Source organism: Piscinibacter sp., assembly GCF_050175855.1.
Lineage (GTDB): Bacteria > Pseudomonadota > Gammaproteobacteria > Burkholderiales > Burkholderiaceae_C > Piscinibacter.
In genome coordinates this window covers 1-2,533 of record NZ_JBFXIO010000567.1, presented here as the reverse complement: position 1 = coordinate 2,533, position 2,533 = coordinate 1, and the positions used below count along the sequence as shown (strand labels likewise).

Genomic DNA, 2,533 nt, shown 5'->3' with positions numbered 1-2,533 from the left:
CGCGCCGCGCCATTTCGAACTCGCCCTCGAAGGCCCCGCCGGACTGCAGCTCCGGGCCGGCGCAGCGGCCGATCTCCGCATAGGCGGCCTCGCTGGGCCAGACCACGCGGCCGGCCTGCCCCACGATCTCGCCCGCCGGCCAGCCGAAGATCTCCTCGAAGCGGGGGTTGGCGTGCTGGAAGCACCGCTCGCGTGTGAAGGCGATGCCGACGAACGCGGTGTCGAGGATCGCGTCGAGGGGCGGTGCGGAAGCAGTGATGAGCATGACGGACGGGTGACCGTCGATTACAACGCGACGCACCGGGCGCGGACAGACCGGCCAGGCGACGCCGATGCACCAAGCGTGAGCAAATGCCGCTCCGAAACAGACCCTCACACGCCTGCGCTAGCATCGCCGCTCCCTCGCCCCCGGACCCCGCCATGACCGACAGCCTGCAAGCCACGGTGCGCACCCGCGCCAATGTCTACTTCGACGGCAAGTGCGTCTCGCACAGCCTGGAACTGGCCGACGGCAGCAAGAAGAGCGTCGGCGTGATCCTGCCGTCCACCCTGAAGTTCAGCACCGGCGCGCCCGAGCGCATGGAACTGGTGGAAGGCGAATGCCGGGTGAAGCTGCCGGGCGCTGCCGAGTGGGCCAGCTACCGCGGCGGCCAGAGCTTCGACGTTCCGGGCAACGCCGCCTTCGACATCGAGGTGACGCAGACGCTGCACTACGTCTGCCACTTCCTCTGAAATAGCCCCGACATCCCCGCAGCGGACAAGGAAAGCGGCTTCGCGGCAGCATGCCGCGCCATGCGACGACTGACCGCCTTCCTGTTCGCCACCCTGCTCGGGAGCGCCGCTTCCGCCCAGGCCCTCATGCCCGTGCCGGTGGCCACCGGCCTCGAATCGCCCTGGGCGCTGGCCTTCCTGCCCGACGGCCGCATGCTGGTCACCGAAAAGGCCGGGCGGCTGCGCATCGTCGGCGCCGACGGCCGCGTGGGCGCGCCGCTGGCCGGCCTGCCCCCGGTGGACGTCGCCGGCCAGTGTGGCTTGCTCGACGTCGCCGTCGACCCCGATTTCGCGAGGAACGGCCTGGTCTGGTGGACCTTCGCCGAGCCCGGCGAAGGCGGCAACTCCACCGCGGTGGCGCGCGGCCGCCTCGACGGCGACCGGCTGGCGGACGTGCGCACGGTCTTCAGCCAGAAGCCCAAGGTGAGCAGCCGCCACCACTGCGGATCGCGCATCGTCTTCGGCCGCGACGGCACGCTGTGGGTGGGCCTGGGCGACCGCTTCTCGCGCAAGGACGACGCGCAGAACCCGGCCAATCACCTCGGCAAGGTGATCCGCATCGACCGCGAGGGCCGCGCGCCGGCCGACAACCCGAAACTCGCCGCGGCAGAGGTGTGGAGCCTGGGCCACCGCAACATCCAGGGCGCCGCCGCGCACCCGGCCAGCGGCGCGCTGTGGACCGTCGAGCACGGCCCGCAAGGCGGCGATGAGATCAATGCACCCCGGCGCGGTCTGAACTACGGCTGGCCGGTGGTGACCCGCGGCCGCAACTACGTGGTCGGCACGCGCATCGGGGAGGACGGCCCCAAGCCCGGCTACGAGGAGCCGCTGAAGGTCTGGGTCCCGTCGATCGCGCCGAGCGGCATGGCCTTCCTCACCAGCGAGCGCTACCCCGGCTGGCAGGGCAGCCTCTTCGTCGGCGCACTCAAGGCGCAGGCGCTGGTGCGGCTGACGCTGGACGGCGGCAAGGTGGTCGGCGAGGAGCGGCTGCTGCAGGACCTGGGCGAGCGCATCCGCGACGTGCGCCAGGGCCCGGATGGCTGGCTCTACGTGCTCACCGACGGCAGCGGCGGCCAGGTGCTGCGGCTGGAGCGCTGAGCCTCAGTCGCCGCCGCCACAACCGCCGCCGTCGCCACCCCCGTCGCTCCCGCAGGACGAGCCGCACGACGAACCGCAGCCGAACCCGGTGGCGCAGTGGGTGTCGCCGCGGTCCGCGCCGAGCCGCCGGCAGTCGGGCACGTAGCGGTAGCCGCCCGGAATGGCCAGATCGGTGTCGAGGGCAAACAGCGTGGGCAGGCGCTGCGGCTGCTTCGGATCGAGCCCCTCGTCGCGGCAACTCCACACCCACGCGCGCCGCAGGCCCTGGAAGGCCTTGTCCGCGCGGTCGGGCTGGGCCGCCAGCGCCTCGGCGGGCGTGTGGTGCAGCAGGCGGCCGAAGGCCCGCCGGCAGAAGGCTTCGTAGGCACGGGTGTGCAGGATGAATTCGTGCCACATCGCATCCACCACCTTCGAGGGCATCGCCACGAAGCGGCCCCGCGCCATCGCACTGGCCAGGAAGAACTGGCGCAGGCCGCGCTCGACCTGCAGCACCTGGGCGGCACTGAGGTGCGGGTAGGTCGCCAGCAGCCTGGCTTGCAGGTGCGGTGGCAGGGGGTGCTGGCGCACCACCCGGCGGGCATGGAGGGTGCGCCACACACGGTGCAGCGCGATCAGCGCCGCCGCGAGGAACAGCACCAGGAACACATGGGATGCAATCCACTTC

General features: G+C 71.9%; 3 protein-coding genes and 1 pseudogene. 2 read left to right on the top strand and 2 right to left on the bottom strand.

What is annotated here, in order from left to right:
* Positions 1-265 (bottom strand): annotated as a pseudogene (locus tag AB7U92_RS25805) (hypothetical protein); the annotation flags it as partial.
* Between the two features lie 155 nt (positions 266-420).
* On the opposite strand from AB7U92_RS25805, the gene AB7U92_RS25800 reads away from it, so the two are divergent.
* Positions 421-732, top strand: coding sequence for a pyrimidine/purine nucleoside phosphorylase (locus tag AB7U92_RS25800; RefSeq protein ID WP_428583508.1), 312 nt, complete (start codon positions 421-423; stop codon positions 730-732).
* A 60-nt stretch (positions 733-792) separates the two neighbouring features.
* Positions 793-1,869 (top strand): PQQ-dependent sugar dehydrogenase, encoded by a 1,077-nt coding sequence (locus AB7U92_RS25795; RefSeq protein ID WP_428583506.1) that lies wholly within the window; start codon positions 793-795, stop codon positions 1,867-1,869.
* Between the two features lie 3 nt (positions 1,870-1,872).
* Here the strand turns inward: AB7U92_RS25795 and AB7U92_RS25790 are convergent.
* On the bottom strand, positions 1,873-2,533 hold a 661-nt coding region (locus AB7U92_RS25790), incomplete at its 5' end, for a glycine-rich domain-containing protein (protein WP_428583504.1).